Annotated in this window: 6 protein-coding genes and 2 pseudogenes; 3 read left to right on the forward strand and 5 right to left on the reverse strand. The window is 75.9% G+C overall.

What is annotated here, in order from left to right; translation table 11 throughout:
- A pseudogene (locus AB0I76_RS18200) lies at positions 1-216 on the reverse strand (hypothetical protein); the annotation flags it as partial.
- A 195-nt stretch (positions 217-411) separates the two neighbouring features.
- On the opposite strand from AB0I76_RS18200, the gene AB0I76_RS18205 reads away from it, so the two are divergent.
- Positions 412-984 (forward strand): phosphatase PAP2 family protein, encoded by a 573-nt coding sequence (locus tag AB0I76_RS18205; protein ID WP_357036476.1) that lies wholly within the window; start codon positions 412-414, stop codon positions 982-984.
- Between the two features lie 16 nt (positions 985-1,000).
- On the opposite strand, the gene AB0I76_RS18210 is transcribed toward AB0I76_RS18205, so the two are convergent.
- Positions 1,001-1,687, reverse strand: a complete 687-nt coding sequence (locus AB0I76_RS18210) for an NUDIX domain-containing protein (protein ID WP_357036479.1) — start codon at positions 1,685-1,687, stop codon at positions 1,001-1,003.
- A gap of 73 nt (positions 1,688-1,760) precedes the next feature.
- On the opposite strand from AB0I76_RS18210, the gene AB0I76_RS18215 reads away from it, so the two are divergent.
- On the forward strand, positions 1,761-2,822 hold the full coding sequence (locus AB0I76_RS18215) for an SPFH domain-containing protein (RefSeq protein WP_357036482.1): 1,062 nt from the start codon (positions 1,761-1,763) through the stop codon (positions 2,820-2,822).
- A complete protein-coding gene (locus AB0I76_RS18220) occupies positions 2,819-3,727 on the forward strand; it encodes a hypothetical protein (protein ID WP_357036485.1) in 909 nt (302 codons plus the stop codon). Before AB0I76_RS18215 ends, AB0I76_RS18220 begins: the two co-directional genes overlap by 4 nt.
- 65 nt (positions 3,728-3,792) lie before the next feature.
- Here the strand turns inward: AB0I76_RS18220 and AB0I76_RS18225 are convergent, their stop codons facing one another.
- The 3 genes and pseudogenes from AB0I76_RS18225 to AB0I76_RS18235 form a co-directional block, all read right to left on the reverse strand.
- Positions 3,793-5,013 (reverse strand): hypothetical protein, encoded by a 1,221-nt coding sequence (locus AB0I76_RS18225; RefSeq protein ID WP_357036487.1) that lies wholly within the window; start codon positions 5,011-5,013, stop codon positions 3,793-3,795.
- Between the two features lie 55 nt (positions 5,014-5,068).
- On the reverse strand, positions 5,069-6,733 hold the full coding sequence (locus AB0I76_RS18230) for a GTPase (RefSeq protein WP_357036490.1): 1,665 nt from the start codon (positions 6,731-6,733) through the stop codon (positions 5,069-5,071).
- A 17-nt stretch (positions 6,734-6,750) separates the two neighbouring features.
- Positions 6,751-7,641 (reverse strand): annotated as a pseudogene (locus AB0I76_RS18235) (ABC transporter); the annotation flags it as partial.
- Between the last annotated feature and the right edge of the window lie 107 nt (positions 7,642-7,748).

The raw sequence follows: 7,748 nt of genomic DNA on the forward strand, positions 1-7,748 counted from the left end.
TCCCTCCCCGCCGCTCTTCCGTTCTCCCACGCCGACGCCCTCGCCGACCGCCGGACCGACGGTGTCGGTGGCGCCGACCAGCCCCCTCCCTCTGCCGCCGTCGGACCCGGCGCCGACCGCCGGTCCCACCGCGACCGCGCCACCGTCGCATCCGACCCCGACGGCGGCGCCGACCGTGACCGGGACGCCTCCCGAGCCGACCCCCACACCGATCACCACCTCGATCGGCCCGACCGCGTCGGCATCGGCCGGTACGGTGGCGGTCGGCCCGAGGTGAGAGCGGGTGGACGGTGACGAGCGGCCCCGGACGGTGGTCCGGGGCGGAGCAGGGGTGGGGCGCTGAGCGGAGCGGACGGTACGGGCCCGGGTGACCGGGCGCCCGCGGCGACCGCACCGCCACGCGGGCCGGCCTTGCGGCTGGCCCGTCTGGTCACCGAGCTGACCGCGCCCGCCGTCCTGGTCTCGGTCCTCACGGTCGCCGTGGGGTGGCACAGCGCCCGGGGCAGCGTGGACGGCCTCGCCTGGGGGCTGCTCGCCACGCTCTTCGTCAGCGGGATCCCGTTCGCGTACATCCTCGGCGGCGTGCGACGCGGTCGCCTCACCGACCACCACGTCGGCCTGCGCGAGCAGCGGCGGGTTCCGCTGCTGGTCGGCCTCTGCTCGGTGGCCGCCGGTACGGCCCTGCTCGCGGCGCTCGACGCACCCCGTCCGGTGCTGGCGCTGGCGGCGGCCGGAGCGGTCGGCCTGATCGTCGCCGTGGCGGTGAGCCACTGGTGGAAGATGTCGATCCACACCGCGGTCGCCGCCGGATCGGTGGTGGTCCTGGTCGTGACGTTCGGGCCGCTCCTGGCGGCGACCGCGCCGCTGCTCGCCCTGGTCGGCTGGTCCCGCGTACGCCTGCGCGACCACACCGTGCCGCAGGTCCTCGCCGGCGGCGCGCTCGGTGCCCTGGTGGCGGCGGTGGTCTTCGTCGGCCTCCACTGACGGTCGGTCGGCCTCGTCAGCGGTCGGGGCGGAGCATCGGGGGGTGCAGCAGGGGTGCCGGGCCGCGCCGGAAGAGCTGCGCGGGTCGTCCCCGATCGCCCTCGGTGGACCGCCCGACCGGCTCGACGAATCCGGCTGTGCCGGTCACCTTGCGGTGGAAGTTGCGCGGGTCGAGTCGCGTGCCCCAGACCGTCTCGTAGACCGCCCGGAGCTGCGCCACGGTGAACTCCGGCGGGCAGAAGGCGGCGGCAAGCGGCGTGTACTCCAGCTTGGCGCGGGCCCGCTCCACCCCGTCCGCGAGGATCCCGTCGTGGTCGAAGGCGAGCTGGCCGGGGGTGAGCCGGGAGACCGGCAGCCAGTCCGCGGACGCGGCGTCGGTGCCGGCGACGGGGGCGCGCAGGTCCGGTAGCAGCGCCAGCCAGGCCACGGTCACCACCCGGCCGCGTGGGTCCCGGCCCGGTCGGCCGTACGTGCCGAGCTGCTCCAGGTGACCGGCCGGCTCGGCGAGCCCGGTCTCCTCGGTCAGCTCGCGGACGGCGGCGTCGGGCAGGTCCTCGTCGATGCCGACGAAGCCGCCGGGCAACGCCCACCGTCCCTCGTACGGGGGGACGCCACGCCGTACGAGCAGGACGCTCAGATCCGACGCCCGGACGGTCAGCACCACCAGGTCGACGGTCACCGCGAAGGGCGGGTATTCGGCCATCTCTTTATCACCACCTTGACGAGAATCTAGCAGAGGGTTTATCGTCACTGCGACGACAAAGGGGAGGAACGACATGGCTGACGTGACCAGACGACTCTTCCTGCGCCACCTGCGCGGGACGCCGACCAGCTGGGTGCGGTTGCACGTGGGCGGGCGGGTACGGCGGGAGGGGACCGGCCAGTCCTTCTGGTACCGGCCGCTGCACGCCGTCCTCAGCGAGGTGCCGGTGGACGACCGGGAGCTGCCGCTGCTCTTCCACGCCCGCACCGGCGACTTCGCCGACATCACCGTGCAGGCCACGGTCACCTACCGGGTGGCCGACCCGGCCCTGGCCGCCGCCCGCCTCGACTTCTCCGTCGACCCGCGCACCGGCAGGGCCCGCTCCCGCCCGCTCGACCAGGTCGCCACCCTCCTCGCCGAGCTGGCCCAGCAACCCGCGCTCGACCTGCTCGCCCGGGTGCCGCTCGCCGAGGCGCTGACCACCGTCGCGCCGGTCCGGGAGGCGGTCTCCACCGCCCTGGCCGCCGAGGCGCGGCTCGCCGACATCGGGGTCGCGGTGGTCAGCGCGCGGGTCGTCGCCGTCCGCCCCGAGCCGGAGCTGGAGCGTGCCCTGCAGACGCCCACCCGGGAGGCGGTCCAGGTCCAGGCCGACCGCGCCACGTACGCCCGCCGGGCCCAGGCCGTCGAGCAGGAGCGGTCCATCGCCGAGAACGAACTCCAGAACAAGATCGAACTGGCCCGGCGGGAGCAGCAGCTCGTCGAGCAGCACGGCGCGAACTCCCGCCGCCGGGCGGAGCTGGACGCCGCCGCCGAACTCGCCACCGCCCAGGGCAAGGCCGAACGGGAGAAGGTCGCCAATGCCGCCGCCGCCGAACGGGCCCGGGTGCTGGCCGGCGCCGAGGCCGAGAAGGAACGTGTCCTCGCCGGCGCGACCGCCGACCGGGTACGGACGGTCGGGCACGCGGAGGCCGAGGCGGAGGCGGCGAAGCTGGCCGCGTACGCCGAGCTGCCGCCCGAGGTGCTGCGCGCCCTCACCGTCCGGGAGCTGGCCGGGCAGTTGCCGCAGATCGGCCAGGTCACCGTCACCCCCGACCTGGTGAGCGACCTGCTCGCCCGGCTGGTTCCGGCGCGATGAGCACCCTGCCCCCGCGGGTCGTGGTGGTGAGCCGGCGCAGCGAGCTGGACGAGCTGCTGGGCCGGCACGGCACCCGGGCGGCGGCCGCGTGGTACCTGCGGGAGCGCGGACGCGACCTCGACGAGGTCGTGGCCCGGCACGAGGCCCTGCACGCCGCGCTGACCACGGTCGCCGGGGCCGTCCCGGCCGACTGGCGGCGGGGCGCGGTCGACCGGGCCGACCTGCCCCGGTTCCTCTTCGGACCGGAGGACGTCGTGGTCGCCGTCGGGCCGGACGGCCTGGTCGCGAACGTCGCGAAGTACCTGACCGGCCAGCCGGTCGTCGGCGTCGACCCGGAGCCCGGACGCAACGCCGGCGTGCTGGTCCGCTTCGCCGCCCCGGCGCTCGCCGGTCTGCTGCCGGCGGTCGTCGCGGGCGCGGCGTCGACCCGGGCCCGCACGATGGTCCGGGCCGTGCTCGACGACGGCCAGGAGCTGGTCGGCCTCAACGAGGTGTACGTCGGGCACGTCTCCCACCAGTCCGCCCGCTACCAGCTCACCGCGCCCGTCGGGGGGCGGGCGCGGCGGGAACGGCACTCCTCCTCCGGGGTGGTCGTCGGCAGCGGTACGGGGGCGACCGGCTGGTGCGCGTCCATCGCACGCGACCGTCCGGGCGCGCCGCGACCGCCCGCCCCGGAGGAGGAGGCGCTGTGCTGGTTCGTCCGGGAGGCGTGGCCCTCCCCGGTGACCGGGGTCGAGCTGACCGCCGGCCGCCTGGACCGGGACGACCACCTGGAACTCACCGCCGAGTCCGACGGACTGGTGGTCTTCGCCGACGGCCTGGAGTCCGACCGTCTCACCCCGGCCTGGGGCCAACGGCTCACCGTCTCCGTCGCCCCGCGCCGTCTCACCCTCGTGGAGGCGTAAGGAAGGGCCCCCGCTTAACACCTCCGGCAGAGCAAGGGGCCCTTCCTGACGCTTGGCGGCGAGCGTCAGGCGCCGTCGTCGGCCAGGCGGTGGCGGTTCGCCTCGATCCATGCGTCCAGCGCCGCCGGGTCGTCCGGGTCGACGCCGTCGGCCATCAGTTGGGCGACGGCGGCGGTGGCGGGGCTGCGCCGCTCACCGGTGGTGTAGAGGCGGGCGAACTCCGGCACCATCTCCTCGATCGCGGCGTCCGTCTGCGCGGCGGCCTGCTCGGACAGGCCCCGCTTGCGGGAGGCGTACGCGGCCCAGCCCCGCAGCACCCGGGGCAGCAGGGCGGCGTCGTCCATGTCCAGTACGGCCCGCCGGTGCACCCAGTCGAGCAGGAACAGGCCGGAGACGGTGGGGCTCCACCGCATCGGGTCGGGGTCGGTGAAGGTCGCCGCGTGGTCCAGCAGCAGGCTGATGCAGAAGTGCAGCGAGGCCAGTTCGGCGCCGTCGATGGTGTCCAGGCCGAAGCGGGCCGCCTCCGGGGCGGCGAGGAAGCGCCGGACCAGGTCCGTACGTTCGGCGGCGGTGAGCGGCTCGTACGCCCGCACGGCCTCGGTGCGGCCGGGTGGCAGCAGGGCCAGCCGGGCCCCGACCAACGCCCGGTCGGTGGCCAGCGAGCCCTCGCCGGGAAGCTCGCTGAGATCGTCGGTGACGGCGAGGTGGCGACCCACCTCGGTGCGCATCCGGGCCGGCTCCTCCTCGCGGAACCAGGTCAGGTCGTCCTCCGAGCACATCTGCCGCACCTGGTCGATCACCCGGGCGGCGGGTCCGCCCACGAACACGTCCTTGGTGATCCCGATGTTGTGGTCGACGAGGGCGACCAGCGCGTGCTCCGGCCCTCCGGCCACGTCGTCGTACGCGAAGGTCGCCAGGTAGGAGGTCTGGTCGCCGTACACGTCGCCGTAGGCCCAGCAGCCGGTCAGACGGACCCGCCCGAGCTGGCCCGACCAGGCTGGTGCGGTGGCGCCGGGACGGACCCGGTCGGCGCCCACGGCGTCGGGCACCAGTGCGGCGAAGACGGAGCGGATGGTGGTCGCCGACGCGGTGCGGCGGCGGGCGGTGGCGGCGAGGAAGTTCGCCACGAACTGCCGGACGGCGACCTCCCGCCCGGTCTCGGCGACGGCGTAGACGCTGCCGAGCAACGCCGCGCCGAGCATCTCGGCGTCCAGGGCGTTGTCGAGCTTGGCCACGTCCCGGGCGGCGTGCAGCACCGCGTCGTACGGGGTCTCAGGCGTTCCCATCCACCGACCCTACGTCGCCGCCGCCCCCGGGACAGCGCAGCCGCCCGGTACGGCGTCAGCGGCGTGCGGCGTCCCGCAGGGCGAGCCGCGCCTCGGCGTAGGTGCCGAGCACCTCCCGCACCGGGCGCAGGACGTACTCCTCGCCGACGTCGGCGACCGCGGCGGTGAGCCGTCGTTCCGCCCGCCGCCGGGCACGGCGGGCCGCCCAGCGGACGACCGGCCGGGTCAGCGCCGCCACGAGCAGGCCGGCGAGCAGGCCGCCGAGCAGCAGCAGGGTCGGCAGCGGCACCACGCCCACGGTCGGATTGTCCAGGTCGGGCAGCCCGAGGACGCGCAGCGCGTACCCGAGGGCCAGCCAGCCGAGCCCGACCACCGCGGCGAGGGTGACCAGCCACTGCAGTGCGCCGACGAGCCGCCACCAGATCGGCCGGTGGTCCATTCCCAGGTCGGTGCCGGCGATCGCGCGGTCCAGCGCGTCCGGCAGGTCGGCGAGGCGGGAGCGGGCGGCGCTGGTGACCGCGCCCGGCCAGGCCCCGGGCAGGGGCTCTCCGGCGCGGTCGGCGACCGCCCGGATGGCCAGCCCGAGCGCGGAGCGCTGCGCGGCGGTCGGGTCGGGCACGCTGGTCGCGGAGACCAGGCTCTCCGCCGGATCGGCGGCGTCGCCGGCAGGGCCCGGCAGGTGCAGGCGGCGCAGGGGATCGGGTCGGAGTCGCCGCCAGCCCCGCACCAGCGGCCAGCCGGTGGCGGCACCGCCGCGGTGCCGGTACGCGCGCTCGACCGCGTCACCGACCGCCGGTACGCCCGCCGCTCCGGACAGCGCCCGGTGCAGCCCGGCGACGGTGGCGTCGTCCGGTCGGGTGGGTGGCTCGGCGCTGCCCACCAGGTCACCGAGGCCCGCCACCACGCTGTCGACGTCGCCCGCCAGGCGCCGCAGGGCGGCCTGCCGTTCGGCGACCGTACGCTCCAGCGCCTCCCGGAGCCCGGTCATGCCGTCCGGGTCGACGGCGGTGGTGGCCAGCAGCGGTACGCCGTCCAGCCCGTCGGCGTCGAGCAGCCGGCGCAGGTCGGCCAGCACCCGGGGCAGCTCGGGCGGGGGCAGCCGGTCGGCCTGGTTGAGCACGACCAGCGTCACGTCCCGGTGCCGGTGGAACTCGCGCAGGTAGCTGGTGTGGATCACGCGGTCCGCGTACTTCTGCGGGTCGACCACCCAGACCACCAGGTCGACGAGCCCGAGGAGACGGTCCACCTCCAGCCGGTGGGACCGCTGCACCGAGTCGAAGTCGGGCAGGTCGAGCAGGATCAGGCCGTGCATCGCCGACTCGTCGTCGCCGTCCAGCGCGCTCTCCCGGACGAACCTGTGGCGGGGCAGCACGCCGACCCAGTCGAGCAGCCGGTTGCCGCCGTCGAGCGGCCCCCAGACGCAGGCGTGGGTGACGCCGGTGGTGGGGCGGCGCACCCCGACCGGAGACAGCTCCATCCGGGCGAGGGCGTTGAACAGGCTGGACTTGCCACTGCCGGTCGCGCCGGCGAGCGCCACCACGGTGTGGTCGCGGGAGAGCGCGAGCCGGGTGCCGGCCCGTTCGACGAGGGTGTGCGCCGGCACCAGCGGCGTGTCCGGCAGGTGCCCGTCGACCAGGGTGAGGAACCGGCGTACCGCCTGAAGGCGCTCGACCAGCGCATCCGCGTCCACCCGCTGCTCGCCGCGGAACGCCTCGCGCATGCGTCCGACGATGTTGCTCACTGGAGCCCTTCCTCGTCGGCGGGCGGTGTCCGGGCCGCCGTGGCGGCCTCGGCGAAGCCGCTGCGGTGCCGGGCCAGCTCGACCTGGTCGGCGGCGCGGCGCAGGGACCCGGCGACGTCCGCGGCCGGTCGCGCGGCCTCCGTCCGTTCCAGGTAGCGCGCGGCCTCGTCGTCCAGCAGCGTCCGCACGCGGGCGAGCAGGTCGGTCCGGGCCTTGTTGGCCAGCGTACGCACGGCCTGGTCGCCGAAGATCGCCTGGAGCACGGCCTGCGCGGCGACCGTCGTGCCGGCTCCGGTGGCGACCTCCAGCCCGGTCGGGATGAAGGCGGTCGACGCGAACACCGCCACCATCACGGCCAGCCCGGTGGCGTTCACCGCGTACGCGGCGGTGCGGGCCACGAAGCGCTTGTCGCCCCCCTCGACCGAGACCAGCTCCAGGACTCCGCGCTGCCAGTCGCGGACCAGCCGCTCGGCCCGCTCGGGCAGGTCGGCGGAGGGGTGGGCGAGGTCGGGGTCGAGCAGTGCCGCACCCGCGGGGTGCGCCTTCCATCCGGTGTACGCGTTCTCCGCGGCCTCCGAGGAGACCCCGCGCAGCAGGGTCACCAGCTGCGACTCGATCGCCGTGCGCAGCTCGGCGGCGGGGGCGGGCCGGCCGGTCACGGCGGCGACGACGCGGTCCCGGAAGCGGCCGATGCGCGCCTCCAGCGTCCGGAACAACTCGCCGGTGCCGACGAACTCCTGCCAGCGGGCGAGCACCTCGCCACGGAGGAGCCGGCCGTCGGAGAGCCCCTGCTCGACCGTCCGGTGCGCCCCCCGGTACGCGGCCCGCACCCGCTCGTCGAGCGAGTCGGCGGCGGCCACCTGCTCGTCGGCGGCGTCGGCGAGCCCGGTGACGGCCGAGCGGCGTCAGGACGCTATCAGTGGTGTGAAACGCCCCATACTGTCTTACCGCACGCCGGCAACGATGTCGATGTGTCGGCGGGTAACGGAAGGCT

It is taken from the genome of Micromonospora sp. NPDC049799 (genome assembly GCF_040656655.1).
Lineage (GTDB): Bacteria > Actinomycetota > Actinomycetes > Mycobacteriales > Micromonosporaceae > Micromonospora.